This window comes from Rhodococcus sp. SJ-2 (assembly GCF_053750035.1).
The window spans coordinates 5,596,620-5,622,407 of the sequence record NZ_CM132340.1; the positions used below are offsets into that span (position 1 = coordinate 5,596,620).

A 25,788-nucleotide genomic window follows, 5' to 3' on the forward strand; every position below is an offset into this window, starting at 1 on the left:
GGACATACAGTGCGGGCTAGCCGGCTGCTGCTCTACGACGCGCGCAATCCCTGGTTACGGCCGAACAACAACGTGTAGACGAGCGCACCGAGCGCGCCTCCGATGAGCGGGAACACGATGAACAGCCACAGCTGCGCGAGCGCACCTTCTTGATAGAACGCCACTGCAAGACTGCGCGCCGGGTTGACGGAGGTGTTGTCGATCGGGATGGCGATCAGGTGGATCACCGCGAGTGAGAATCCGATCGCGAGTCCCGCGTTGAGCACATCGGAGATCTGATCGGTGCTGGCAAGCACCACGAAGACCAGCAGGCCGGTGAGCAGGATCTCGATGATCATCGTGGCGCCGATTCCGTATCCGTTCTCGATGACTCCGCCGAGTGGTCCCTCGATCGCGGAGGGGCTGTGCGGGCCCCATCCGTTTGCTCCCAGTCCGTCGGCTGCCCGGTCGTAGGACGGCAGCGACGACGCGACCGCGAAGATCGTGACACCGGCGATGAGTCCTCCGGCGACCTGAGCGATCCAATAGCCGACAGCGCGAACGGGCGTGACGTGCCCGACGATGAGCTGGCCCAACGTGACCGCCGGATTGACGTGGCATCCCGAGATCGGGCCGATCGTGTAGACGAGGAAGAGCAGCGTCAGACCGAACGCGAGCGCAACGCCGAGGTTGCCGACTTTCGCTCCGGCGAACACTGCAGTTCCGACTGCGGAGAATACGAGCACGAATGTGCCGATGGCTTCGGCGACGCACTTCCTGATATCCGAGAAGTCGTTCGGACCTGCCGCCTCCTGGGCAGTTTCATGTTCTGACGTCATGCCGTCAGTGTCATGCCGATGTCTGTGACGCGGGGCCGACTCGCAACATTGTTGTGAGATAGCCAACATTTTCGGGCCCACGGATTGCCGGCGCACGAGTGCGATACCGCCGGCTCTGTTTGGGCATTGACGGCCAACGCTGGTATCGTCGACCGTCGTGCCCTAGCGCACCCAGAGCTTTCCTATCAACTACCAGCAAGACGACAGGATTTTACGCGTGGCCAACATCAAGTCCCAGGTGAAGCGGATTCGCACCAACGAGCGCAACCGGCTCCGGAATCAGTCGGTGAAGTCCTCGCTGCGCACTGCGATCCGTTCGTTCCGCGAGGCCGCGGCCGCTGGAGACAAGGACAAGGCCAACGAGCTCCTCGTCGCCACCAGCCGTCAGCTCGACAAGGCAGCCAGCAAGGGCGTCATCCACGCCAACCAGGCTGCAAACAAGAAGTCTGCTCTCGCGAAGCTTGCCAACAAGCTCTGAGCCCTCAGCTCCGAGGTAGAGGACGCAAGCTCTGCTGACACGAGGCCGCACCTTTTCGGAGGTGCGGCCTTCTGTCGTATCGATGACGGGTCGTCAGATGACGGGTCGTCAGGCGACCAATTCCGCGATGGTACGGACGGCGGACTCCACCGCATAGTCGGCGTCGGCCGCCGCACCCTTGACATCGGCGTTGAGTGCCGCGACCACACCGAGTGCGGTTCCGATCGATTCCGGTGCCCATCGACGCGCTTGCCCCTGCGCCTTCTTGACCTTCCACGGCGGCATGCCGAGCCCCGACGCCATGGAGAACGGATCTCCCCGCCCGGCCGATCCCACTTTCGCGATCGTGTGCACGGCATCGGCGAGGGCATCGGCCAGCAGGACATGTGCGACGCCCCGGTGCATCGCCCATCGCAACGCTTCCATCGCTCCGGGGACATCTCCCGCCACTGCTTTCTCGGCTACATCGAATCCGGTGATCTCGGCTTTGCCCGAGTAGTAACGACGGACCGCGTTCGCGTCGATCTTGCCGCCGGTATCGGCCACCAGCTGACTGCATGCCGCCGCGAGTTCGCGTAGATCCGAGCCGACCGCGTCGATCACGAGTTGTTCGACGTCGCCTGCGACCCGCACACCGGCTGCTTGGAATTCCTGGTGCACGAACGCGCGCACCCATTTCGCGCGCTCCCCTGCCTTGTCGGGCGCCTGGCATGCGTGCTCTTCGGCACCGCACTTCTGCAGCGCCCCCACCATCGCCTTCGTGCGTCCTCCACCGGTGTGCAGGATGACCAAGGTGACCCCGTCGGGGGGTGCTGCAGCCGCGTCGAGAATCAAGGCCACCGCATCTTTGCCTGCGTCGGCGGCGGATTCGAGAATGACGACCCGGTCTTCTGCGAACAGCGACGGACTCAGAAGTTCGGCCAGTTCCGGGACACCTGCATCCCCTGCGCGCAACCGCGAGACCGGAAGGTTGGCGCCTGCACCACTGCGGGCACGTACCGTCGCGATGATCTTCGTGACAGCGCGGTCCACCAGGAGTTCTTCGTCGCCGAGAACCAGGTGCAGGGGTGTGTCGCTCACGGACCGATCGTGCCACGTGAGTCCGACACGACGGCCAGCGCCCCGGACCCGGCGCGCACCACGGCAATATCTCCGTGCAGGTCGGTACGCAGTATCCGGGAGCCCACCTCGTGCAGGGCCTCGACGATCTCCGGGTGCGGGTGCCCGAAGGTGTTGTCGCGTCCCGCGCTGATCACCGCCACCCGGGGGCGCACCGCAGCCAGAAAGGCTTCCGACGTCGTCCGCGAGCCGTGGTGAGGAACCTTGAGGACATCGGCGCGCACGTCGACCCCGCTGCGCATCAACGCGTCGAGAGCGGGTGCTTCCGCGTCACCCGGAAGCAGGATGCGTCCCACTGCTGTCTCGGCGACCATCACCAGCGAAAGGTCGTTCTCCGAGTCGCCGGAGCGTTCGGCCTGGGGACCGAGGATCCGGATCGTCACCGACCCGACGCGCAGTACCTCCCCGGCTGCCGCTTCCCGGATTCGCACTCCGAACTCGGTGGCCCGGCCGGTAAGGTCTCCCATCGTGTCTCGGCCCATCGCGCCCGGGCCCACGATCACCTCCCCCACCCGGCGACCCTGCAGCACCCCGCGCAAACCACCCATATGATCGGCGTGCAGGTGCGAGACGATCACGACCGGCACCGAGTCGATATGCAATCGTCGCAGGCACCGATCCACCGGTGTGGCCTCCGGTCCTGCGTCCACGACCACCGCACTCCCGTCACCGGCCGCGAGCACCACTGCATCACCCTGCCCCACATCGCAGGCCGCGAACACCCACTCGTTCGCCGGCCAGCCGGGGGCGAACAGGCGTAGTGGAATCCACACCGCGAGCACCGAGACCGACGCGACACCGGCAAGATCCCGAATTCTCCTGTAACGCATGAGGACACAGCCAGCAATAGCCGCGCAGCAGATCACCGCCGCTCCCCAAGGCCCGTCCGGTAGCGAGAACTCCGCCGAGGGCACCGATGCTGCGCGAGCGGCGACGGCAATGAGCCACCACAGCATCGGTGCTGCGCCGCGCGCGACGAACTCGGCGACATCTGGGACCACCGACGCACACAGCGCCACGAGCGAACCGAGAACGGTCAGTGGTGCAAGCACCGGCGTCACCAGAATATTCGCTGCCACCGCCACGATACTGACGGTCCCCGTCGCAGCTGCAAGGATCGGTGCGGTCACGATGTACGCCGCGCACGACACCGCGCACACCTCGGCCACCGCGCGAGGCCATCCACGCGCCTGCATCGACGCGACCCAGACCGGCGCAATGAGCACGAGTCCGGCGGTGGCCGATGCAGACAACGCGAATCCCACGTCGACCGCGAGGTCCGGCCACACCAGGACCAGAAACCCGATTGCCGTGCACAGTGCGGGAAGTGCCTGTCTCTGTCTCCCGGCGACGAGCGCCAGGAGCGCGACCCCTCCCATCGCGGCGGCACGCAACACGCTCGGCGACGGACGCACAACGATCACGAACAGCACCAGTGCCGTACCCGCAAGGACAGCGCCCGTCCGCGGGCCTATTCCGACGAACCTGACCAGCAACAGGATCGCCCCCAGCAGGATGCTGACGTTCGCGCCGGACACCGCGGTCAGGTGTGTCAGACCCGACACTCGGAAGTCCTCGCGCACGTCGTCCGGAAGTCGGCTCGTATCACCGACGATCAGTCCTGGGAACAATCCGGCCGCAGAAGGACCCAGTGCTCGTGCCGACACCTCGGCGAGATCCTCCCGGATTCCTCCTGCCCATTCTGCAAGAGCCGAAGGCGCTTCCGTCGCGCGCGGTGCGCCGTCGGCCCGGAGGATCGCCACCGAGGTCCCCGGATCCATGTCTCCCGAGGCCACATTCTCGGATATCCTGCCCCGCATGGTGACTCGCTGCCCCGGCAACAAATGTTCCCAACCGCCGGCGGGTGCGAATACCACCGCAGTGCCCCCGACTGCCATCGACTCACCGCCCAGCGTCACGTGTCGTATCGCGACAGGAATACGCACCTGTGGTTCACCACCGAACGGTGAACTCCGAATCAACCGTGGATCATCGGACGGTTCCACCACTGCGGTGGTCCACGCATCGGCCGGTGCCGTCGCGAGCGGATGGTTCTCGACGAACCACATCCGCACGGCGACAGCACCGCCGCATCCCGCAGTGACGACCAGAACGACGACCACTCCCCGCATCACCGAGCCCCGTGTCGACGAATGCCCCCTGCGCTTTCGCCGACACGGGGCTCCCGTACCCGCCGCCCATAGTGCGACGACCAGTGCCCCCACCACGGCAAGCGCGGTCACGAGAACCGAGATCCGCCAACCCCAACAGAGACCGACCAGGGTTGCAGCCCACACTGCGAGGGTGCACGGCAGGAGTCGGGCGTCCACTGAGACCGGTGGGGTCACACGGCCACCAACTCGCGTAACCGGGCCAGTCTGGCGGGGCCTATCCCATCCACCTCGGAGAGCTGCTCGACGTCGGTGAACGGTCCGTTGTCGCGTCTCCAGGCGACGATCGCCGCTGCGGTAACGGGACCCACACCGGGCAGCGCATCGAGGGCAGCTTCGTCGGACGTGTTGAGATTCAACGGATTCTGGCCCTGCCCAGGGCCACCATCGTCCCCACCCGCAACACCGCCTCCCGTCCCGGACACCGCGCTGCCTTCAGGAGCCGGGTGCGGCGGCGCCACTCCGACGATGATCTGGTCGCCATCGGCCACCCGCCGAGCGAGGTTCAGGCCGAGCAGGTCTGCGCCGTCACCGGCTCCGCCCGCCGCGTCGAGTGCATCCGCGACTCGCGCGCCCTGGTGCAGGTGCACCAATCCCGGCTTGGTCACGAGCCCGACCACACTGACCACCACCTCCGCCTGCTGCTCGGGCACCGGAGCACGCGACGATGTCGCGAGCACTTCGACAGCAGGCAGCGGAGGAACGGATTCGGGTACCGGACGGTCCCGCCACACGACGACGACTGCGACGAGAACTGCCACGACAGCCACCGCGGCGAGCGCCTTACCACCGCCGCGGCCGGCGTCCCAGCGCGCGGTACGCATCCGTTCGAGGACGCTCAGTGACTCGCCGGCCTCATCAGGTCGCGAACGGTCTGGGAGCAGGTCGTCGAACTCGTCCGGCTCGTCGTTCCCGACCCGACCGATCGTCTCGGATCGCACGATGGCGTCCAGCCGCGTTCTCGCGAGGTCTCCGTCGCTGCCCATGCCGTGACGCTAGCGCCGACCCGGGCGGTGAAGCGCTCGCGGACCACCGTGACGCGAAATCTGTGGATGGATGGAGCGGCTGTGGATAACCTCCCGTTCAGCGCCGTGCCACGACGATTCCGATCGCCCCCGGACCGACGTGCGCACCGAGCACTCCGTCGATCTCACAGATGAGAAGTTCGGACGCATCGGGGATCCGCCCGGAAAGTTGCTCCGCCAGCAGATCTGCGCGTTCAGGTGCTCCGCGATGATGCACCGCGAGGAGTGGGGCAGGCCCGGCCTCGGCGACAATTCCATCGACCAGTTTCGAAAGCGCCTTCGTCATCGTCCGCGTCTTCTCACGCAGCACGAGTTTCCCGTCGACGAGATGGAGAACCGGTTTCATCGCAAGAGCCGTGCCGAGCAGTGCGGTGGCCGTACCGATTCGACCGCCGCGGCGCAGATGGTCGAGTCGGTCGACCACCAGCAGGGTCCGTCCGGACGCGGCCACCTCGACGGCACGCGAGTACACCTCGTCGAGATCGGCGCCGGATTCGGCCGCACGCGCCGCTTCGAGTGCGGCAAATCCCAAGCCCATCGCGGTGTTCTGTGAATCGATCAGCCGCACCCGATCGCCGAGCGAGTCGGCGGCGTGCTTCGCAGCCTCCCAGGTGCCCGACAGTAGTCGCGACAGGTGTACCGCCACCACGCCGTCGCCGTCGCTGTCGTCGAGCGCACGCGAGTAGACCTCGAGCAGTTCGGCCGGCGACGGACCGGACGTGGTCACCCCCGACAGATCTTCGGGAAGCTCATCGATACCCTCGCGAAAGTCCCGCCCCTCGGAGATCACGTGCAGGGGAACGATCCGGATGTCGTATCGCTCCGCCATCTTCGGATCGAGACAACACGACGAGTCGGTGACCACCACTACTGACACGGCACCTACCGTATGCCGTCGGAGGCGGGTTGCGCATCCGGACGAGCCATTCGCACCGCGTCGATCATCGCATCGGCAACCTTGCGATGTCCGTCCCATCCCCAATGGATTCCATCGGGGTTCGCCTCGTCCGAGAAGATGTTCTCGCGCACAGCTTCGCCGAGATCGACAAGGGGAACCGACTTTTCGTCGGCCCACTGTGAAATCGCACGGGCAGCAGGACGCCGCCCACGATGCACCGACCGGTACTGCTCACTGTCGTGCACGGACGGCAACGTCCCGACCACCGGCAGGTCTGGTCGCATGTAGGCGAGTGATTCCCGGATGGTTTCGAGATATTCGACGCTCACCTTCGGCGGGAGCGCGACCGGCCACCCCAGCGGCGACAACCGCGGCTGGGCCCAGCCGTACGCGGTACGTACGGTTCTCCGCAGCGAGGCAGGCCGCAGGTACCGCATGCTTTCCCTCAGGGCCGTGGGCAACGGCGAGGGCAAGGTGTCCATTCCGCCGACAGCGATCACGACCGCCCCCGCCCGTGGAATGGCAGCCCACACACGTGGATCCTGTGTCATCGCCCACCATGCGTCGCGGGTGGTCCAGCCGATACGGGCGATGAGGTCGACATCCCACCCGAGGGCGGCTGCCGTGAGATTGGGCCAGATTCGCGGATCGTCGGCCGGCAGGCCGCCTTTGGGCCCGTAATAGCTGAGGGAGTCACCTATCACCAGCAGCGAGGGCCTCGGCGCGGCTGTTCCGGGTTCAGAGAGCGTCATCGGGCGACACCGTTGCCGACGCGTTCCACACATCGAGCCGCCAGGCCGGCGAATCACCGTAGCCGCTGAGCTGCACCCAGCCGGTGTTCCCCAGCCCCCCGAGAACCGGCCATCGCTCGACCGGCAGGTCGAGCAACGACGCGGTCAGCGCGGCGATCAACCCACCGTGTGCGACGAGCACGATCGGCCGGTCGCTCCACTGCTCGTGCTTGGCGAGCAACTCGTCGACGACGGGCCTGCTTCGTCGGGCGACGTCCTCGCGGCTCTCACCGCCCGGCGGCGCCCAGGTCGCATCTCCTCTCCACTGCGCACGCGCGCCCGGGTGACTCGCATCGACCTCGGCGTGGGTCATCCCCTGCCACTGTCCGAGGTGTGTTTCACGCAACCGGGGATCGATCTCGACCGGCAGACCTGCGCGATCGCCGATTGTCGTTGCGGTGTCGTACGCACGTCGCAGATCCGACGAGACGATCGTGATCGGGTCGAAATCGGCGACCGTGTGGGACACCGCCAGTGCTTGGCGACGACCGAGGTCCGACAGGTCGGTGTCGAGCTGGCCCTGCATGCGGCTGGTCGCGTTGTACTCGGTCTGCCCGTGGCGCAGCAGGATCAGGTGCCGCACCCGCACCGGCGCACTCACCCACGCTCCGTATCATCGTCCGCCGTCTCATCGTCCGCCGCGGAACGCGGGCCGCCGACTCCGTCGACCGGGACCGTCGGACAGTCCTTCCACAGACGCTCGAGGGCGTAGAAGTTGCGCTCTTCCTCGTGCTGGATGTGAACGACGACGTCGATGTAGTCGAGCAGGGTCCAGCGTCCTTCACGCGTGCCCTCGCGACGGACCGGCTTGTGCCCGGCGTCGCGCAGCTTCTCCTCGACGTTGTCGACGATGGCGTTGACCTGGCGCTCATTGGGTGCCGATGCGATGACGAAGCAATCGGTGATCACCAGTTGCTCCGACACGTCGAGCACTACGACGTCGGTCGCCAGCTTTTCGTCTGCGGCGAGGGCCGCGATCCGGGCCATCTCGAGGGCTTCTGCCGTTGCGCTCACTACGTGCTCTTTCTCTCGGTGTTCACGTGGTTCGATGTGGGTGCATCCACATAGAGGTGACGCTTACTGATGTACTGCACCACACCGTCGGGCACGAGGTACCAGACCGGACGGTGATTGTGGACTCGGGTACGGCAGTCCGTCGAGGAGATTGCCAGCGCCGGGATCTCGACGAGGCTCACCGCTTCGGCCGGAAGTCCCTCGAGGTGCGGGGCGAGGTGCTCGACGCTGAGGTCGTAGCCGGGGCGGGAGACCCCTACGAAACGCGCGAGCTCGAACAACGTCGGCCAGTCCTGCCATGACAGGATCGAGGCGAGGGCATCAGCGCCGGTGATGAAATACAGTTCCGAGTCCGGATACTGCTCTCGCAGGTCACGAAGGGTATCGACGGTGTAGGTCGCAGTACCGCGATCGATATCGACGCGGCTGACAGTGAATCGGGGGTTCGACGCGGTCGCGACCACGGTCATCAGGTACCTGTCTTCAGCGGCGCTGACTCGCCGACCCGATTTCTGCCATGGCTGGCCGGTCGGTACGAAGATCACCTCGTCGAGACCGAATCTGGCGGCAACCTCGCTGGCGGCGACAAGGTGACCGTTGTGGATGGGATCGAAGGTTCCGCCCATCACGCCCAGGCGTCGCGGGGACCCCGGGTGTCGGTCGGATGGCTGAGGCACGGTTGTCCAGCTTACGGGTTGACGTCCACCACGCTATGACTGACCGGGGATTTCTCCCGCGGCCGGCGGTGCGAGGGGCCGGTCGCCCCGGCTGTGAACGACCGGCGTGCGCCCGCGGGCCTTCCGATCAGACCGGAAGCAGAGCAGCCACCACCTCGGCCAGTTGTTTGGCCGAACGGCATTCGTGCATGGTGATGACCTCGCCGTACACCCGCGCTGCAGAGTCCCCGGCACCCCATTGCCCACGCGGCTCCGGGTTGAGCCAGTGCGCGTGCCGCGCCACCTGGACCATGTGCCCGAGGGCATCGAGGTTGGGATTGCGGTAGTTGTTGCGCCCGTCTCCGAGAATCAGGAGGGAACTGCGGCTGGTCAGGCTGTGCGCGTGCCTCTCGTTGAAGGTGGCAAAGGCGTTCCCGTAGTCGGAGTGGCCATCGTATGTGATCAACTCCGCTTCACGCAGCATCTGCGACATCGCTGTCCCCAGGTCGATGCCTGTGGCGAAGTGATGGGTCACCTCGTCGGTGGTGTCGATGAACGCGAACACCCGGACGCGCGAGAACTGCTCGCGCAATGCGTGGACCAGCAGCAGCGTGAAATGCGAGAACCCCGCGACCGAGCCTGAGACATCACACAGGACGACGAGCTCCGGCCGCGCAGGGCGGGGCTTGCGATTGATCAGATCGATAGGCACACCACCCGTCGACATCGACTTGCGCAGCGTGCGTCGCAGATCGATGGCACCGGCGCGGCTCCGGCGGCGCCGCGCGGCGAGCCGGCTCGCGAGAAGACGAGCGAGCGGCATCACCTGTCGGCGCAACGCAACGAGCTCCGAGTCGGAAGCGCGCAGGAAATCGACTTCTTCCGCGAGTTTCGGAACCCCGTACTTCTCGACTCGCTCGCGACCGAGTTGTTCAGCGGTGCGGCGACGCGTTTCCCGTTCGATCATCGCCCGGAAGTCGGCGATCCGGCGTGCGGCGGTCTGCCGCGCAACCTCGGTCTCGTAGTCACCGCTGTCGCGGTCGTCGCGCGACCCGTTGCCGAGGAGCCCCTCGAGAATTCGAGTGAGCAGGGTCTCCGGGGAGACGTCACGCAGAGTCTGGTACGCCGAGAACGACGGCCCGTTCGACGACTTGTACTGGCCGAGCGCTTCGACGAGCTGTGCGGTGAGCATCTCGGTCGCGGCAAGCGCGTCCGGGGAATCGTCGGCGAGGAGTTCGGCGATCAGGTCGCGGACGGCCTCGAGGTCGATCTCGCCGGAGGGAGTTCGAGGCAAGGTGAACTCTGCACCGTCGGCGCCACGCCTGCCGGTCGCCGCGGGGAACCACAGATCGAACAACGCGTCGAAGGTCGGGCGGTGGGTCGGCCTGCGCAAGAGTGTGCACGCCAGTCCCTCGCGGAGGATATCCCGGTCGAGCAGGTCTATCACCGACATGACCTGCCCTGCATCGACAGTTTCGGACGGACCCACCGCGATACCGCGACGGCGCAGCGCCTCGACGAAACCGACGAGATGACCTGGAATGCCGTACGGGGCCCTCAGCGCTGCACCCGGACCGGATGTCGGTGCGTCGGCCATGTCAGTTCAGCCGGAGCTCGGCTGCCGCACGGTCCTGATCGGACCGATGCTTGAGGACGACCCCGAGAGTGGTGCGTACGGCCGCATCATCGAGGGTGTTCATTCCCAGTGCGAGCAACGTCCGGCCCCAATCGATCGTCTCGGCGACCGACGGCACCTTCTTGAGTTGCATGCCGCGCAACACATGGACGGTGCGGACAAGCTGTTCGGCGATCGCTTCGGACAGCTCGGGGACCCGGCTCGCGAGGATCCTTCGTTCCAGATCGGCATCCGGGAAATCCAGGTGGAGAAAGAGGCATCGCCGTTTGAGGGCCTCGGACAATTCGCGGGTCGCGTTGGACGTCAGGACCGAGAACGGCTTACGGGACGCCCGGATGGTGCCGAGTTCGGGAACCGTCACGGCAAAGTCGCTGAGCACCTCCAGGAGCAGCCCCTCGATCTCGACGTCGGCCTTGTCGACCTCGTCGATCAGTAGCACGGTCGGGTCGTCGCGCCGGATCGCGGTGAGCAGAGGACGCGACAGAAGGAACTCCTCGGAGAAGACGTCTTCCTTCGTCGAATCCCACGATTCGCCTGCTGCGGCTCCGGCCCCCGCCGACTGGATACGGAGAATCTGTTTCGCGTGGTTCCACTCGTAGAGCGCGCGGGATTCGTCGACGCCCTCGTAGCACTGCAACCGCACCAGTTCGGCACCGGAGGTCTGCGCAACCGCCCTCGCCAGTTCGGTCTTACCGACGCCGGCGGGGCCTTCGATGAGCAGGGGCTTGTCGAGCCGGTCGGCGAGGAACACCGACGTGGCCGTGGCCTTGTCGGCGAGGTAGCCGGTCTCGGCGAGCCGGTCGATCACGTCCTGGACGTCCGCAAAGATCGGCGGAGTGGTCGGCAGCGCACGATCCACGCTGTGTCCTTTCGTCGTGCTGATCGGTCTGGTCAGGCGGAACGCGTGTGGCCGTCGCCCCACACCACCCATTTCGTAGAGGTCAGTTCGGGCAGACCCATGGGACCCCGAGCATGCAGTTTCTGAGTGGAAATGCCGATCTCCGCACCGAACCCGAACTGCTCACCGTCGGTGAATGCGGTGGACGCATTGACCATCACGGCTGCCGCATCGACCCGAGCGGTGAACTCTCGGGCCGCAGCGAGATCCGACGTGACGATCGCTTCTGTGTGGCCGGTGCCGTACGTGTCGATATGCCCGACTGCGGCGTCGAGATCGTCGACGAGCGCGAGCGCCACATCGAGTGTGAGGTACTCCTGGGACCAATCGTCCTCGGTTGCGGGTACCAGTCCGGGAAGGTCGCCGTGGACGGTGACGCTGTGGGACTGCAGCACCTGCAGCAGCTTCGGCACCGCGGTGTCGGCGATGGCCTTGTCCACGAGGATCGTCTCGACGGTGTTGCACACACTCGGACGCCGTGTCTTCGCGTTGACGACGATCTTCTCGGCCATCTCCAGGTCGGCGGCGGAGTGGATGTACACGTGGCAGTTGCCCACACCTGTTTCGATGGTGGGCACCGTCGCGTCGCGGACCACGGCCGAGATCAGTCCGGCGCCGCCACGCGGGATGACCACGTCGACGAGCCCGCGGGCCTGGATCAGATGCGTCACCGACGACCTGTCGGCGCTCGGCAGCAACTGCACGGCATCCTCGGGGAGTCCCTGAGAGGCGAGCGAACTCCGCAGCGCCTCGACGAGTGCCGCATTCGAATGTGCTGCGGACGACGAGCCGCGCAACAATGCTGCGTTGCCCGACTTGAGAGCGAGACCGAACGCGTCGACGGTGACGTTCGGGCGTGCCTCGTAGACCATGCCGACCACGCCGAGAGGCACGCGGAGCTGGCGGAGCTCGAGGCCGTTGGGCAATGTGGATCCGCGCACGACTTCCCCGATCGGATCGGGCAGGGCGGCGACGTTGCGCAGACCCGATGCGATGCCCTCTATACGAGCCTCGGTCAGGCGGAGTCGATCGAGGAGCGACTCTTCGGTACCGCCCGCACGCGCCGCGTCGATGTCGGCCGCGTTGGCGGCGAGAACCGCGTCCGATGCCGCGAGAACCGCATCGGCTGCGGCGTGGAGCGCAGCGTCCTTCTGCGCGGTGGTGAGAAGGGCGAGACGCCGGGAGGCGACACGGGCGTCGCGTGCGGCAGCGTGTACCGCTTCGCGAGTGTCGATCGCCTGGGCTTCCGCGGAATCGGATGCGGTGGAGTCAGGGGTCACGGCAGTCATGACCACAGCGTAGTCGCGTCGGTGACGGAGCCGACAGGCCGGCCGTATCGGATCGCCGGCCGTATCGAATCCAGGTCGATGGTCAGCGCAGCCCGGTTCCCCGAGCGAGTGCAGTGCGGATCAGCGTCGAGACGAGTTCGCGGTTGTCGATGCCTGCAGCCTCCCACATCCGCGGATACATCGAGATCGAGGTGAATCCGGGCATGGTGTTGATCTCGTTGATCACCGGACCGTCCTCGGTGACGAAGAAGTCCACCCGGGAGAGTCCCTGGCAGTCGAGTGCGCGGAAGGCACGCACCGCCAGGTCGCGGATCTCGGCGGACATCTCGTCGTCGAGCTTGGCCGGGACGTCGAATTCACACACGTCGTCGAGGTACTTGGTGTCGAAGTCGTAGAACGCTTCGTGGTTGCCCGACGAATCCGGCATACGGATTTCGGCGACGACACTGGCCCGGACTTCTCCATCGGGGAACTCGAGGACGCCGCATTCGACCTCGCGGCCGACGATCGCCGACTCGACGATGACCTTCGGATCGTGCAGGCGTGCCTTGTCCACCGCGGCATCGAACGACGACCAGTCGGTTACGCGGCTGATACCGATCGATGATCCGCCACGCGCGGGCTTGACGAACACAGGCAGGCCGAGGCGGTCCTTCTGCTCGTCGGTGAGCGTCGCGACCCCGGGGCGGAGGACGATCTGAAAGCCCACCGGCAGACCTTCGGCTGCGAGCAACTTCTTGGTGAATTCCTTGTCCATACCCGCCGCACTGGCGAGGACACCCGGCCCTACGTACGGAATTCCTGCAAGCTCCAATAGACCCTGGAGGGTGCCGTCCTCGCCGTTGGCGCCGTGCAACACGGGAAAAACGACGTCGACCGATGCGAAAACCTTGCCGAAGTCACCTTCGTCGAGGGCCACGAGGTCGCCGTTTCGGGTCGGGTCGGCAGTGAGCACAAGAGCGGAACCGGTCGTGTCGACGACGGGCAGTTCCCGCCCGGCCATCGCGAGCTTCTCCGGATCCGAGCTTGCGAGTACCCAGGCACCATCCTCGGTGATCCCGACCGGGACGGCTTCGTAGAGGTCAGGGTCCAGGTTACGGAGGACGCTGCCTGCTGAGACGCAGGAGACGGAATGTTCGTTGCTGCGGCCGCCGAACACGACAGCCACCCGGGTGCGGGGGTTACTCACGGCACACACGGTACCGGTAGGACCGGTCCTCGCCCCAGCCGGTTTCCCGTCGTTCACGAGGCGCGTAGCGCCGCGTCGAGATCGGAGAGAAGATCCTCGGTGTCCTCGATACCGCACGATAGGCGCACAAACCCCGGAGGTACCGGATCGCCCCAGCGGGCACGCCGATCCGCTGTTGTATGGATGCCGCCGAAGCTGGTTGCAGAGACCACCAACTCCGACGTTCGAACGAACCGGTGGAAGCAGTCGGCGTCGTCCAGCAGGAAGGTCACGAGCGGGCCGAACCTGCGCATCTGCGCCGCAGCAATCGGGTGGGCCGGATCCGTCGGCAGGCCCGGATAGCGCACGTCCGCGACAGCGGGATGCTCGGCCAACATCTGTGCGATGGCCTGCGCGTTGGCGCACTGCCTCTCGAAGCGCAAACCTGCCGTTCCGAGACTCCTATGGGCGAGCCAGGTCTCGAACGGCCCCAACACCGTCCCCGACAGCAACCGTTCACGGTCGAGCCGTGGAAGCAGCGCATCGTCACGCACCGCGATGTATCCGAACAGGAGATCACTGTGCCCGCTGAGCGATTTGGTACCGCTCGCCACCACGACGTCGGCACCGAGACCGAGCGGCTGCTGTCCGAGCGGTGTGGCGGTGGTGTTGTCGACGAGGAGAAGGGCGCCTGCCGCACGGCACGTCACCGCGGTCGCAGTGAGGTCCACGGTGTCGAGACCCGGGTTGGACGGAGTCTCGACGAGAACCAGCGCACCCGCGGGCGCGTCCGCGAGCACTGCGCTGAGTGTGCCGTCACCGAACTCGGACACAGATAGTTCGCGGACCATCACACCGAACGGCTCAAGACAGTCACGCGCATACTTACGGACCTGGTAGTACCCGTCCGACGGGACCACGACCACTCCGCCGGGGCACGCGAGCGAACGGAGCGCGACGGTGATCGCGGACATTCCGGAGCCGACGACGCGAGCCGCCGAGGCGCCCTCGAGGGTCGCGAGCGCCCGTTCGAGGTCTCGCCACCCGGGGTTCGATGCGCGAGCGTAGGTATCCGACGCGGCGCTTTCGTCCTCACCGAGTCGATAGGGCGCCGCGAGCACCGGGCCGGGCTGCAACGGATCTCCCGGAACACCGGCTACAGCAACAGCTTCGACACAGCGGGTCGAATCTCCGAGCATCGGGTCACTCCGGCTTCACGCGGCGGCCGAGCAGCAACCCGATCGCGTCCTGAACCGACATACCCTCGTGACAGACGCGATGCACGGCATCCGTGAGAGGCATCTCGACATCGTAACTGGCGGCGAGTTCCCGCACCGATGTGCAGGATTTGACTCCTTCGGCCACCTGGCCGTGCGTCGCCTCCTGCGCGCTCTCGAGGGTCCCTCCCCGACCGAGCCTCTCACCGAAGGTTCGATTGCGCGAGAGCGGCGAGGTGCAGGTGGCAACGAGATCGCCCACCCCCGCCAGACCCGCCAACGTCGCAGGCTTCGCCCCGAGCGCGGTTCCGAGGCGGATGATCTCGGCCAGACCGCGGGTGATGATGCTCGCCACCGTGTTGTCTCCCAGCCCCACACCCGCAGCCATACCGCACGCGAGTGCGATTACGTTCTTGCACGCGCCCCCGATCTCGCACCCGACGACGTCCGTGTTCGTGTAGGGACGGAAATAACCTGTGGCAGAGGACTTCTGAATCTGCATTGCGCGGGTGGAATCGGGGCACGCGATCACCGTGGCTGCGGGTTGACCCGCGGCGATCTCACGCGCGAGATTCGGCCCGGACAGCACCGCGATCCGGTTCCGGTCCGCCCCCGTGACCTGACCGATCACTTGGCTCATCCGCATCAGGGTGCCGCTCTCGATCCCTTTCGCGAGACTGAGCAGGGTCGTGCCGGAGGCAATGTCGTCCCGCCACTGCGCGAGATTGCTGCGTAGCGCCTGGGACGGGACTGCGAGGACAACGAAGTCGGCTCCGTCCAGCGCCACCCGGTGATCGGAGGTCGCCGACAGGGTCGCGGGCAAACGGACACCGGGGAGGTAGTCGGGATTCTCGTGCCGCTCGTCGATCGCACGTGCCATCTCCTCCCGGCGCGCCCAGACGGTCACGTCGGTACCCGCCTCGGCGAGAACTTTCGCGAATGCCGTACCCCATGAGCCCGCCCCCAGAATCGCCGCTTTGGTCACACGGTCCCCCTCATTCGTCTCGTTGTGCAGTCGTCTCGCTGCGCTGTCGTCTCACCGCATCACGGCCCCGCCGGATGCATGTCTCCACCACGGGTGCGTCCAGTATCGCCCAAACGGGATGGGTGCACCGCGAGACGGGACGCCGGAATGCATCCGGTGGCAGAACTGGCAGAATCCACGACATGACCGCTGTGCACGTGCTCGTCCCCGTCAAGGCATTGGGCCTGGCGAAGACGCGGCTCGCGCACGTCTTCGACCCGGCCACGCGCTCCGACCTGGTGGTCGCGATGCTCATCGATACCCTTGCTGCAGCACTGGGGTTACCCGGTTCCGTCGCGACCGTGGTGACGTCGGACCCGGTCGCAACCGAGGTCGCGTTCGCACACGGCGCACGAGTCCTGCCCGATCCCGCGTATCGGGGGGAATCCGATCCCCTCAACGCGGCGCTCGGGGTCGCAGCGGCACGCATCCGCGCGCAATCACCCGAAGCCGAGCTCGTCGCGCTCCACGCGGATCTTCCGGCATTGCGATCATCGGAACTGTCGGCTGCGCTCACCGAAGCAAGGCGGTTCGGCAGAGCGATCGTCGCAGACCACACCGGCGACGGAACTGCTGCGCTGTTCCAATGCACGCCTGGTCGCCCGCTCGGGCCGATGTTCGGCATCGACTCCGCACGACGGCACGTCCGATCGGGGGCGAGGGCTCTGACGCAACCTCTGGACGGATTGCGCATGGACGTCGACACCCTCGACGATCTCGAAGCTGCCGTCCGGCTCGGCACCGGCGACGCCACGAGCCGAATTCTGGGCCGGATCGGGTTCGCGCTCACGGAGCGATCTCCCGGCGTCCACTGAGTGACGTCCTCCCGGCCTCGAACAACCGGATCCCTGCCGCAGCGCCACACGCCATCTCGGTGAGTTCCTCCTCCGACGAGTCGCACTCCCCACCGAACACGGCTTCCGGTTGCCTCGGATGCTGAACCCGTTGCGGGTGAGCCGGATCGACTGCCGATTGTCCTTGCGACACACTGCACCGACACCACCGGCGGCACACGATCGACGGATCGGCGAGCTCGGTCGTGAACGACCGGGCTCGCGCCGAATACGGTGTGGTCACGGATCCACGATGTTCCTGCAACAATGAGGTAGTGACCCACGGCGATACCACCGACTCGAATGTCGGATTCGAAGATGCAGTCCCTGCCCGCGCCGTTTCCCGATCAGTGCGAGGCACCGCTACACCCGCTGCCCCGCCCGCCGCAGCCGAACATCGCACCCTCGGCACGGAGGGGCTCCCGGCCGACCGATACCTCAACCGCGAACTGAGCTGGCTCGATTTCAATGCGCGCGTACTCGCACTCGCCGAGGACAAGTCGATACCGCTTCTCGAGCGAGCGAAGTTCCTGGCGATCTTCGCGTCCAATCTCGACGAGTTCTACATGGTGCGTGTCGCAGGCCTAAAACGGCGCGCGGAAACAGGTCTGTCGGTACGCTCCGCCGACGGCCTGTCGCCGCGGGCACAACTCGCATTGATCGCGTCCAGCACACAGGAGCTCGCCGGCCGCCAGGCCCAGGTCTTCCTCGAATCGGTGCTTCCCGCCCTTGCCACCGAAGGCATCTCGATCATCCGTTGGTCGGATCTCGACGAGCCCCAGAAGACACGGTTGACACGATATTTCGCCGAGCAGATCTTTCCCGTCCTGACTCCGCTCGCCGTGGACCCAGCCCACCCGTTCCCGTATATCAGTGGGTTGAGCTTGAATCTTGCTGTCACTGTGAAAGACCTGAATTCAGCGGGCGAGCATTTCGCACGCGTGAAGGTCCCCGACAACGTCGACCGCTATGTCCGGGTCGACCAGGTCGACGCGACACAGCGGATTCCGGCCTTCCTCCCTCTCGAAGAACTGATCGCTGCGCACCTCGACGTTCTGTTCCCCGGGATGGAGGTCGTCGAGCACCATGCCTTCCGAGTCACCCGTAACGCGGATTTCGATGTCGAGGAGGATCGCGACGAAGATCTGCTGCAGGCCCTCGAACGTGAACTCGCGCGTCGGCGCTTCGGGTCTCCCGTGCGCCTCGAGGTCTCCGACGACATGACCGAGCACATGCTCGAATTGCTGCTGCGAGAGCTCGATGTGGATCCGTCCGATGTGGTGCAACTGCCGGGGCTGCTCGATCTGTCCAGTCTCTGGCAGGTGCACGCCGTGGACCGCCCGGATCTCAAGGATGCTCCGTTCGTGCCCGCGACCCACCCGGCCTTCGGCGAACGCGAAACCCCGAAGAGCGTGTTCTCGACACTGCGTGAGGGCGACGTGCTCGTTCATCATCCGTACGAGTCGTTCTCGACGAGCGTGCAACGCTTCATCGAACAGGCGGCTGCCGACAGCCAGGTGCTGGCCATCAAGCAGACGTTGTATCGCACTTCCGGCGACTCCCCCATCGTCAACGCACTCATCGCCGCTGCGGAGGCAGGCAAGCAGGTCGTCGCGCTCGTCGAGATCAAAGCGAGGTTCGACGAGCAGGCGAACATCCAGTGGGCTCGCAAGCTCGAGCAGGCGGGCGTGCACGTGGTGTACGGGCTGGTGGGGCTCAAGACACACTGCAAGACCTCGCTCGTGGTGCGCCGCGAGGGGTCGACGATCCGGCGCTACTGCCACATCGGCACGGGCAATTACAATCCGAAAACTGCTCGTCTGTACGAGGATGTGGGTCTTCTCACATGCTCACCCGAGATCGGTTCCGACCTGACCGATCTGTTCAATACGCTCACCGGGTACTCCCGAAAGGCGCGGTACCGCAACCTTCTCGTTGCTCCGCACGGCGTTCGGAAGGGCATCATCGAGCGCATCGAGCGCGAGATCGAGCATCACGCGACAGGCAAGCCCACCGGAATCCGCCTCAAGGCCAACGCGCTCGTCGACGAACAGGTCATCGACGCGCTGTACCGCGCTTCACGTGCCGGCGTCTCCGTGGAGATCGTCGTTCGCGGTATCTGCGCGCTTCAGCCGGGGGTACCGGGGCTGAGCGAGAACATCACCGTGCGCTCCATTCTGGGACGATTCCTCGAACACTCCCGCATCCTTCATTTCCGTGGCAGCAACGAGTTCTGGATCGGCAGCGCCGACATGATGCACCGCAATCTCGACCGTCGCGTCGAAGTCATGGTCCAGGTGAAGGATCCCCAGCTGTGCTTGCAGCTGGGTCAGATCTTCGACTCGGCGCTGGATCCTGCAACTCGATGCTGGACTTTGGAATCCGATGGTGTCTGGTCCGCGAGCCCAGCGCGGGGAACTGCCGCGCGCGACCATCAGGTCGAGCTCATGAGAATTCGCACCTCGTGAATGGAGGACAGGTGACCAAGGCATCGGACAAATCGTCACCCACGGACATTTTCGCGGCAGGGACGCTGCTCTGGAGACCCAGCGCGAGCGGCGTGGAGTTGGCCATGGTCCACCGGCCGAGGTACGACGACTGGACTCTCCCGAAGGGCAAACTCGACCCCGGGGAGACAGCGATCATTGCGGCGCTGAGGGAAACCGAGGAGGAGACCGGATTCCGGGCCGAGCTCGGACGTGGCCTCGGACGAGTCACCTATCCGATGCCCGGTACGGATCAGCGCAAGCAGGTCGATTACTGGACCGCGCGGTGTACCTCGGGCGAGTTCGTCCCGAACGACGAAGTGGACATACTCCGATGGGTTTCGCCCGATATCGCCTTCGACGAGCTGTCGTACTCGATGGATCACACTGTATTGCGCCGGTTCCTGGAGTTGCCTCCCGATACTCGGACAGTGCTCTTGGTGCGCCACGCCAAGGCGGGTAGTCGTAAGGACTACGAGGGTGACGACCGGTCCCGCCCGCTCGAGGAGAAGGGTCTGAGACAGGCCGCGGCACTTGTACCCCAGCTGTCCGCGTTCGGCGCCGACGTCGTCTTCTCCGCAGACCGCACGCGGTGCATCGAAACCATCGAGCCGCTCGCTGATCACCTCGACCTCGATATCGCTCTGGAGCCGATGCTCTCGGAGGAGGACTACGCAGCCGATCCCTCGCTCGCTCACAAACGGATTGCGGACGTCATCGAGAACGGGAGGGTACTCGTCCTGTGCAGCCAGGGCGGTGTAATTCCGGGCCTGCTCCAGTGGTGGTCGGAACAGTCGGGATTCGATCTCCCCGAGGGACGTACCCGTAAGGCAAGCACGTGGGTCCTGTCGTTCCACGACGGGAAGCTCGTTGCAGCCGAATACCTGGACACTCCATTCGCATCCGATCGCCCCTGAGCGCTACTGGAATTCGCCGGCGCGAATCCCGATGATCGACTTCCGCCGGATACACCTCCGGCGGCTATCGGAACTTCCGATAGCCGCCGGAGTGCTCGGCCCACAGTGTACGGGCCGATCAGATACCGGACAGGCCTACTTCTTGCCTGCGGCCTTGCGCGCCGTGGTCTTCTTGGCCGGAGCCTTCTTGGCCGCGGTGGTCTTCTTTGCTGCCGCCGTGGTCTTGGCCGGAGCCTTCTTGGCCGCGGTGGTCTTCTTCGCTGCCGCCGTGGTCTTGGCCGGAGCCTTCTTGGCCGCGGTGGTCTTCTTCGCTGCCGCCGTGGTCTTGGCCGGAGCCTTCTTGGCCGCGGTGGTCTTCTTCGCTGCCGCCGTGGTCTTGGCCGGAGCCTTCTTGGCCGCAGTGGTCTTGGCCGCAGTGGTCTTGGCCGCGGTGGTCTTCTTCGCTGCCGCCGTGGTCTTCTTGGCCGCCGTGGTCTTCTTGGCCGCCGTGGTCTTCTTGGCAGCCTTCTTCGCCGCAGCGGCCTTCTTCACTGCAGCAGCGGCACCACGCTTGACTGCCGGACCACTCGCCGGAAGCTTCTGCGTCCCGGCAATGACCGCCTTGAACTGAGCACCCGGACGGAACGCCGGAACCGACGTCGGCTTGACCTTGACGGTCTCACCCGTCCGCGGGTTGCGAGCAACACGAGCCGCGCGACGACGCTGCTCGAAGACACCGAAACCGGTGATGGTGACGCTGTTGCCGGCATGCACGGCGCGAACGATCGCGTCGACGATGTGCTCGACAGCGTCCGTCGCGGTGCGCCTGTCCGAACCGAGCTTCTCGGTCAGAACATCGATCAATTCTGCCTTGTTCATTGATTTCCTCCGCATATCACGGTCCACCGTCAGACCGACTCGAGTCCACGGTAGCCCCGCAAACGGTCAAGAGTCTATGTGCCACGCCAATTCTCATGCAAATACACGGCAGGCCCGAGCCGAACAACGGTTCGGCTCGGGCTCGTGATGCGGCGTCGAAAGCCTTCGATCAGGGCGCTGAGATGGTGCGCGGTTTCCAAGAAGGCCTTGCCTTCTCGTACTCGGAAATCGCTTCTACCTGGCGCAATGTCAGGCCGATGTCGTCAAGACCTTCCATCAGACGCCACCGCGTGTAGTCGTCAATGGTAAACGGCACCACGGTTGTTCCAGCGGTCACAGTCCTGTTCTCCAGACTCACCTCGAGTTCGAGACCCGGCTGCTGTTCGATGAGTTTCCAGAGCAATTCGACATCGTCCTGGCTCACCTGAGCGGCGAGCAATCCGGCCTTTCCGGCGTTGCCGCGGAAGATATCGGCGAAACGCGGCGAGATCACCACCCGGAACCCATAATCGGACAGGGCCCAGACGGCATGCTCCCGAGAAGATCCCGTTCCGAAATCCGGGCCTGCCACGAGAACACTTCCGCGGTCGAACGGTGGCGTGTTGAGGACGAACGCCGGATCGGTGCGCCATCCGGCGAACAGTCCGTCCTCGAATCCCGTGCGGGTGACCCGTTTCAGATACACCGCAGGGATGATCTGATCGGTGTCGACATTGGATCGGCGTAGCGGAACGCCGATGCCTTTTACGGTGGTGAAGGCTTTCATCGAATTCTCTCCTCGTCCCGTGCTCTAGTCCAGATCCGCCGGGGCGGACAGTGTGCCGCGAACGGCAGTGGCGGCTGCCACAGCCGGGGACACGAGGTGCGTTCGCCCACCTTTGCCCTGGCGGCCTTCGAAATTGCGGTTCGACGTGGATGCGGAGCGCTCGCCAGGCGCAAGCTGGTCAGGGTTCATTCCCAGGCACATCGAGCAACCGGCCTGACGCCATTCCGCGCCTGCCGCAACGAAGATCTCACCGAGACCTTCGGACTCGGCCTGAGCACGAACACGCATCGATCCGGGTACGACGAGCATCCGAACACCCTCAGCGACCTTGCGGCCCTTCAGAACGTCCGCAACCGCCCGCAAGTCTTCGATACGGCCGTTGGTGCACGATCCGACGAAGACTGTGTCGATCTTGATCTCGCGCAGAGGCATCCCCGGCTCGAGGTCCATGTAGCGCACTGCCTTCTCGGCTGCCAGGCGTTCCGTCTCGTCGGCGATCTCATCCGGAATCGGCACCGCTCCGCCGAGCGGAAGCCCCTGCCCCGGATTGGTTCCCCACGTGACGAACGGGGTCAATGCGCTGGCATCGATGTGGACCTCGGCGTCGAAAACGGCGTCCTCGTCCGTCTTCAACTGCTCCCACTCGGCCACCGCAGCGTCCCAGTCGGCACCTTGCGGTGCGTGCGGACGCCCCTGGAGGAATTCGTAGGTGATGCCGTCGGGTGCAATCATTCCTGCGCGGGCACCCGCCTCGATCGACATGTTGCAGATCGTCATCCGAGATTCCATCGAAAGCTTGCGGATCGCCTCGCCCCGATACTCGAGCACATAACCTTGTCCACCGCCGGTGCCGATCTGAGCGATGATCGCGAGAATCAGGTCTTTACTCGTGACGCCGGGTGGCAGTTCGCCATCGACGTTGATCGCCATCGTCTTGAACGGGCGCAGCGACAACGTCTGTGTCGCCAGAACATGTTCGACCTCGCTGGTACCGATGCCCATCGCGATCGCGCCGAACGCACCGTGGGTGGCGGTGTGGCTGTCGCCGCACACCACCGTCATGCCGGGCTGGGTCAGTCCGAGTTGAGGTCCGACCACGTGGACGATGCCCTGCTCGAGGTCGCCCATGGGATGCAAACGCACGCCGAACTCTTCACAGTTTCGGCGAAGCGTCTCGACCTGCGTGCGTGACACCGGATCAGCAATCGGCTTGTCGATGTCGATCGTCGGGACGTTGTGGTCTTCGGTCGCAATCGTCAGATCGAGACGACGCACGCCTCGTCCGGCCAGCCGCAGACCGTCGAACGCCTGCGGGCTCGTGACCTCGTGTACGAGATGCAGGTCGATGTAGATCAGGTCGGGCCTACGCGCCGATCCCTCCCCTTCACCGCGCACAACCACGTGCTGGTCCCACACCTTCTCTGCCAGAGTCTTTCCAGCCATCTTCTCCACCTGTCGTACGTGCCGTACGCGAACCCGGATCTCGGGGCTGCCCGAGTCGCGCCTGGTGCCGTATCCGCCTCGAATCGGATGCGCTATGCTTCCCACTATGCGAGACGGATGTATCGACCTATGAGACAGCATAGCGGGATCGGTGTGCTGGACAAAGCTATGGCGGTGCTCCATGCGGTGGCAGAGCAGCCATGCAACCTCAATGAGCTGTGTGCGCGCACGGGTCTACCGCGCGCAACTGCCCACCGCCTCGCGGTCGGGCTCGAGGTCCATCGCCTGCTCATGCGTGACGGCGACGGCCAATGGCGACCGGGGCCCGGACTGGCCGAACTGTCTGCGGGCGCGGGCGATACGCTCCTCGAAGCGGCCTCCTTGGTGCTCCCCCGCCTTCGCGAGATCACGGGAGAGAGCGTGCAGCTGTACCGCCGGGACGGCACCCAACGCATCTGTATCGCCGCGCTCGAGCCTCCGACCGGTCTACGCGACAGCGTTCTCGTCGGCGCGCGTCTGCCCATGACGGCCGGATCGGGTGCCAAAGTTCTGCTTGCATGGGCCGATACGGCTACCCAGCGCACCCTCCTCCCCGATGCCGCATTCGGGGAACGCGTGCTCTCCGAGGTCCGTCGGCGGGGGTGGGCGCAGAGTGCAGCCGAACGCGAGCCGGGCGTGGCGTCCGTGGCTGCGCCGGTACGTGACGGCAATGGCACAGTGGTGGCAGCGATCTCGGTCTCCGGCCCGATCGACAGAATGGGACGTCGGCCGGGAGCCCGCTGGGCCGCCGACCTTCTCGCCGCCGCAGAGGCACTGCACAAGCGTTTGTAATCCGCGGGTTTCGCGTCGCCGCAACGCTGGATGCGTTGGTGGCACACCCCGGCGGGGTGTGCCACAGTTCTGCGCATGGGAACGAATCGCCGCGCAGAGATCGCGATGACAGAACCGGAAATAAACGACTTCCTACACCAGAGCCGTATTGCCACACTGGCGTCGCTGGGCCCGCACGGCGCACCGCATCTGGTGGCCATGTGGTACGCCGTGCGTGGCGGCGAAATCTGGTTCGAGACGAAGGCGAAATCGCAGAAGGTCGTAAATCTTCGTCGCGACGATCGCATCACCGCACTCGTCGAAGCCGGCGACACCTACGACCAATTACGCGGCGTTTCGATCGAAGGTCGCGCCCAGATCGTCGAGGACCACGACGTGCTGTTCGACGTCTGCCGAGATGTCTGGGAGCGCTACACCGGCCCGTACACCGACGCGATGCGCCAAGCCGTCGAACAGATGATGTACAAGAGGGTGGTGGTACGGGTGGTACCGCAACGCGTTCGGTCCTGGGACCACCGCAAGCTCGGAATGCCTGCTGTTCCCCTCGGTGGCACGACTGCCGCGCATCTTCCTCACGCCGGTCGCTGACGGCAATATTCACGCGACAAGTCCGCTCCCGTCGCGCTACATTCGCCATCAGGAGGGAGGTAGGACAACAATGACCGACCCGGCAAAAGAACGCATCAGGGCAGAGTTCCTCGCGGCACTCGAGCGCAAGAAGCAGAACAAGAACGGCGGTACCGCACACCTCGACGCGACGTCGAAGGCGCACGGCCCGCACGCGAACGCCGATCATCATCGGCAGTTCCGGCGCAAGAGTGGGTGATGGAACATGAAAGAAGACCCTCCGGGAATCCGGAGGGTCTTCTTCGTTGTAGCCCCGATGGGATTCGAACCCACGCTACCGCCGTGAGAGGGCGGCGTCCTAGGCCGCTAGACGACGGGGCCGAGAACTTACCCGGACTCGATCGACCGTGTCCGGCAATCGAACCCTACAGAAGAAGAATCCCTCCGACCCGGAGGTCGGAGGAGATCCATGGTAGCCCCGATGGGATTCGAACCCACGCTACCGCCGTGAGAGGGCGGCGTCCTAGGCCGCTAGACGACGGGGCCAGGATCTTCTTCTGTTTGCGCTTCCTGGAGGAAGCTCAGCCAGCCTAAACCGGCCGAGATACGATAGCAAATCACCGCATCGCAGCTGGGGTACCAGGACTCGAACCTAGAATGGCTGAACCAGAATCAGCTGTGTTGCCAATTACACCATACCCCAATGGCTTGTTCCTTCGGCCTGCGCTGTTCGCGCTCGGCCTCCGTTCCGAACCGAGAAGAAGATTAACACCAAGGGGGTACAGAACTACAAATCGCCTGGTCAGAGCCATAAGTTCGCTAAGTTATCGAAGACCGGTCGCCCGGCACGCAAGCAAGGAAGGCACCCACCGTGATGGCGAGCGC

Annotated in this window: 26 protein-coding genes and 3 tRNA genes; 7 read left to right on the forward strand and 22 right to left on the reverse strand. The window is 65.3% G+C overall.

What is annotated here, in order from left to right; translation table 11 throughout:
* Positions 1-32: 32 nt before the first annotated feature.
* The gene (locus ACSYG9_RS26150; protein WP_454840499.1) at positions 33-818 is read right to left on the reverse strand and encodes an aquaporin; all 786 of its coding nucleotides are present in this window, start codon (positions 816-818) and stop codon (positions 33-35) included.
* Positions 819-1,035: 217 nt separating this feature from the next.
* Here ACSYG9_RS26150 and rpsT point away from each other — a divergent pair, with 217 nt between their 5' ends.
* Positions 1,036-1,296 (forward strand): 30S ribosomal protein S20, encoded by a 261-nt coding sequence (rpsT, locus tag ACSYG9_RS26155; protein ID WP_169686152.1) that lies wholly within the window; start codon positions 1,036-1,038, stop codon positions 1,294-1,296.
* A 108-nt stretch (positions 1,297-1,404) separates the two neighbouring features.
* On the opposite strand, the gene holA is transcribed toward rpsT, so the two are convergent.
* From holA to ACSYG9_RS26225, 14 genes are all read right to left on the reverse strand, one after another.
* On the reverse strand, positions 1,405-2,376 hold the full coding sequence (holA, locus tag ACSYG9_RS26160) for a DNA polymerase III subunit delta (protein WP_440125172.1): 972 nt from the start codon (positions 2,374-2,376) through the stop codon (positions 1,405-1,407).
* Positions 2,373-4,763 carry a DNA internalization-related competence protein ComEC/Rec2 gene (locus ACSYG9_RS26165; protein WP_440125173.1) on the reverse strand — a complete coding sequence of 797 codons (2,391 nt, stop codon included), beginning with the start codon at positions 4,761-4,763 and terminating at the stop codon, positions 2,373-2,375. The genes holA and ACSYG9_RS26165 overlap by 4 nt, the downstream gene beginning before the upstream one ends.
* Positions 4,760-5,572 carry a ComEA family DNA-binding protein gene (locus ACSYG9_RS26170; RefSeq protein WP_454840501.1) on the reverse strand — a complete coding sequence of 271 codons (813 nt, stop codon included), beginning with the start codon at positions 5,570-5,572 and terminating at the stop codon, positions 4,760-4,762. The genes ACSYG9_RS26165 and ACSYG9_RS26170 overlap by 4 nt, the downstream gene beginning before the upstream one ends.
* 97 nt (positions 5,573-5,669) lie before the next feature.
* Positions 5,670-6,488 carry a DegV family protein gene (locus tag ACSYG9_RS26175; RefSeq protein WP_440125175.1) on the reverse strand — a complete coding sequence of 273 codons (819 nt, stop codon included), beginning with the start codon at positions 6,486-6,488 and terminating at the stop codon, positions 5,670-5,672.
* 5 nt (positions 6,489-6,493) lie between these two features.
* The gene (gene octT / locus ACSYG9_RS26180) at positions 6,494-7,261 is read right to left on the reverse strand and encodes a diglucosylglycerate octanoyltransferase (protein ID WP_440125176.1); all 768 of its coding nucleotides are present in this window, start codon (positions 7,259-7,261) and stop codon (positions 6,494-6,496) included.
* Complete coding sequence (locus tag ACSYG9_RS26185; protein ID WP_440127821.1) at positions 7,248-7,826, reverse strand: histidine phosphatase family protein; 579 nt, start codon at positions 7,824-7,826, stop codon at positions 7,248-7,250. The genes octT and ACSYG9_RS26185 overlap by 14 nt, the downstream gene beginning before the upstream one ends.
* A 71-nt stretch (positions 7,827-7,897) precedes the next feature.
* A complete protein-coding gene (gene rsfS, locus ACSYG9_RS26190) occupies positions 7,898-8,314 on the reverse strand; it encodes a ribosome silencing factor (protein ID WP_440125177.1) in 417 nt (138 codons plus the stop codon).
* Complete coding sequence (gene nadD / locus ACSYG9_RS26195; RefSeq protein ID WP_454843045.1) at positions 8,314-8,940, reverse strand: nicotinate-nucleotide adenylyltransferase; 627 nt, start codon at positions 8,938-8,940, stop codon at positions 8,314-8,316. The genes rsfS and nadD overlap by 1 nt, the downstream gene beginning before the upstream one ends.
* A 178-nt stretch (positions 8,941-9,118) precedes the next feature.
* The gene (locus ACSYG9_RS26200) at positions 9,119-10,567 is read right to left on the reverse strand and encodes a VWA domain-containing protein (protein ID WP_440125179.1); all 1,449 of its coding nucleotides are present in this window, start codon (positions 10,565-10,567) and stop codon (positions 9,119-9,121) included.
* 1 nt (position 10,568) lies between these two features.
* Positions 10,569-11,465: an AAA family ATPase gene (locus tag ACSYG9_RS26205; RefSeq protein ID WP_440125180.1), complete on the reverse strand. Its 897-nt coding sequence runs from the start codon at positions 11,463-11,465 to the stop codon at positions 10,569-10,571.
* A gap of 32 nt (positions 11,466-11,497) precedes the next feature.
* Entirely contained in the window at positions 11,498-12,793 is a 1,296-nt protein-coding gene (locus tag ACSYG9_RS26210; protein WP_440125181.1) for a glutamate-5-semialdehyde dehydrogenase, read from the reverse strand.
* Between the two features lie 82 nt (positions 12,794-12,875).
* Positions 12,876-13,982 carry a D-alanine--D-alanine ligase gene (locus ACSYG9_RS26215; protein WP_440125183.1) on the reverse strand — a complete coding sequence of 369 codons (1,107 nt, stop codon included), beginning with the start codon at positions 13,980-13,982 and terminating at the stop codon, positions 12,876-12,878.
* A gap of 53 nt (positions 13,983-14,035) precedes the next feature.
* A complete protein-coding gene (locus ACSYG9_RS26220) occupies positions 14,036-15,160 on the reverse strand; it encodes a cystathionine gamma-lyase (RefSeq protein WP_440125184.1) in 1,125 nt (374 codons plus the stop codon).
* Between the two features lie 4 nt (positions 15,161-15,164).
* Complete coding sequence (locus ACSYG9_RS26225; RefSeq protein WP_440125185.1) at positions 15,165-16,163, reverse strand: NAD(P)H-dependent glycerol-3-phosphate dehydrogenase; 999 nt, start codon at positions 16,161-16,163, stop codon at positions 15,165-15,167.
* Positions 16,164-16,345: 182 nt separating this feature from the next.
* On the opposite strand from ACSYG9_RS26225, the gene cofC reads away from it, so the two are divergent.
* Positions 16,346-17,017: a 2-phospho-L-lactate guanylyltransferase gene (cofC, locus tag ACSYG9_RS26230; RefSeq protein ID WP_440125186.1), complete on the forward strand. Its 672-nt coding sequence runs from the start codon at positions 16,346-16,348 to the stop codon at positions 17,015-17,017.
* On the opposite strand, the gene ACSYG9_RS26235 is transcribed toward cofC, so the two are convergent.
* On the reverse strand, positions 16,989-17,279 hold the full coding sequence (locus ACSYG9_RS26235) for a hypothetical protein (RefSeq protein ID WP_454840505.1): 291 nt from the start codon (positions 17,277-17,279) through the stop codon (positions 16,989-16,991). The genes cofC and ACSYG9_RS26235 overlap by 29 nt on opposite strands.
* A gap of 31 nt (positions 17,280-17,310) precedes the next feature.
* On the opposite strand from ACSYG9_RS26235, the gene ACSYG9_RS26240 reads away from it, so the two are divergent.
* Positions 17,311-19,503 (forward strand): RNA degradosome polyphosphate kinase, encoded by a 2,193-nt coding sequence (locus tag ACSYG9_RS26240; RefSeq protein ID WP_454840507.1) that lies wholly within the window; start codon positions 17,311-17,313, stop codon positions 19,501-19,503.
* An 11-nt stretch (positions 19,504-19,514) separates the two neighbouring features.
* On the forward strand, positions 19,515-20,438 hold the full coding sequence (locus ACSYG9_RS26245) for an NUDIX domain-containing protein (protein ID WP_440125188.1): 924 nt from the start codon (positions 19,515-19,517) through the stop codon (positions 20,436-20,438).
* A 135-nt stretch (positions 20,439-20,573) separates the two neighbouring features.
* On the opposite strand, the gene ACSYG9_RS26250 is transcribed toward ACSYG9_RS26245, so the two are convergent.
* From ACSYG9_RS26250 to leuC, 3 genes are all read right to left on the reverse strand, one after another.
* Positions 20,574-21,296 carry an HU family DNA-binding protein gene (locus ACSYG9_RS26250; protein WP_440125189.1) on the reverse strand — a complete coding sequence of 241 codons (723 nt, stop codon included), beginning with the start codon at positions 21,294-21,296 and terminating at the stop codon, positions 20,574-20,576.
* A 169-nt stretch (positions 21,297-21,465) separates the two neighbouring features.
* Positions 21,466-22,062, reverse strand: coding sequence for a 3-isopropylmalate dehydratase small subunit (leuD, locus tag ACSYG9_RS26255; protein WP_440125190.1), 597 nt, complete (start codon positions 22,060-22,062; stop codon positions 21,466-21,468).
* A 24-nt stretch (positions 22,063-22,086) separates the two neighbouring features.
* Positions 22,087-23,505, reverse strand: coding sequence for a 3-isopropylmalate dehydratase large subunit (leuC, locus tag ACSYG9_RS26260; RefSeq protein WP_440125191.1), 1,419 nt, complete (start codon positions 23,503-23,505; stop codon positions 22,087-22,089).
* Between the two features lie 129 nt (positions 23,506-23,634).
* Here leuC and ACSYG9_RS26265 point away from each other — a divergent pair, with 129 nt between their 5' ends.
* The 3 genes from ACSYG9_RS26265 to ACSYG9_RS26275 all read left to right on the forward strand — a co-directional run bounded on the left by ACSYG9_RS26265 (position 23,635) and on the right by ACSYG9_RS26275 (position 25,162).
* Positions 23,635-24,336, forward strand: coding sequence for an IclR family transcriptional regulator domain-containing protein (locus tag ACSYG9_RS26265; RefSeq protein ID WP_440125192.1), 702 nt, complete (start codon positions 23,635-23,637; stop codon positions 24,334-24,336).
* 75 nt (positions 24,337-24,411) lie between these two features.
* Positions 24,412-24,924 carry a TIGR03618 family F420-dependent PPOX class oxidoreductase gene (locus tag ACSYG9_RS26270; RefSeq protein ID WP_440125193.1) on the forward strand — a complete coding sequence of 171 codons (513 nt, stop codon included), beginning with the start codon at positions 24,412-24,414 and terminating at the stop codon, positions 24,922-24,924.
* 70 nt (positions 24,925-24,994) lie between these two features.
* Entirely contained in the window at positions 24,995-25,162 is a 168-nt protein-coding gene (locus ACSYG9_RS26275; protein WP_169686107.1) for a DUF5302 domain-containing protein, read from the forward strand.
* Between the two features lie 49 nt (positions 25,163-25,211).
* Here the strand turns inward: ACSYG9_RS26275 and ACSYG9_RS26280 are convergent.
* From ACSYG9_RS26280 to ACSYG9_RS26290, 3 genes are all read right to left on the reverse strand, one after another.
* A tRNA-Glu gene (locus ACSYG9_RS26280) sits at positions 25,212-25,284 on the reverse strand.
* Between the two features lie 89 nt (positions 25,285-25,373).
* A tRNA-Glu gene (locus ACSYG9_RS26285) sits at positions 25,374-25,449 on the reverse strand.
* 85 nt (positions 25,450-25,534) lie between these two features.
* Positions 25,535-25,606: transfer RNA gene (locus tag ACSYG9_RS26290), tRNA-Gln, on the reverse strand.
* Positions 25,607-25,788 lie beyond the last annotated feature (182 nt).